General features: G+C 48.1%; 1 pseudogene. It reads right to left on the reverse strand.

The annotated features are described in order from the left end of the window. Positions 1-8: 8 nt before the first annotated feature. A pseudogene (locus tag SB775_RS28045) lies at positions 9-349 on the reverse strand (amidophosphoribosyltransferase); the annotation flags it as partial.

A 349-nucleotide genomic window follows, 5' to 3' on the forward strand; every position in this document is an offset into this window, starting at 1 on the left:
GGTTCCCCCTATTTCACTTTTTCTTTTTCATGTGGCAATACCGTATCTGGATAGATATTCGTCGGGTATTCGCCTGTAAAACATGCCAAGCAATGGCCGCATTTCGATCCTGGGTCGGTGCGTCCAATATTCTGGACCATGCCATCAACCGACAAAAATGTCAGCGAATCGGCACCGATGATTTCACGCATTTCTTCTACTGTGTTGTTCGCAGCAATCAATTCGCCCGATGTGCTGATATCGATGCCGTAAAAACAAGGATTCTTGATCGGCGGCGAACTGATAACGACATGGACTTCCGTCGCTCCCGCTTCTTTCAATAAAGCGACGATGCGCCGTGAAGTCGTTC

The organism is Peribacillus sp. SIMBA_075, from assembly GCF_046534585.1.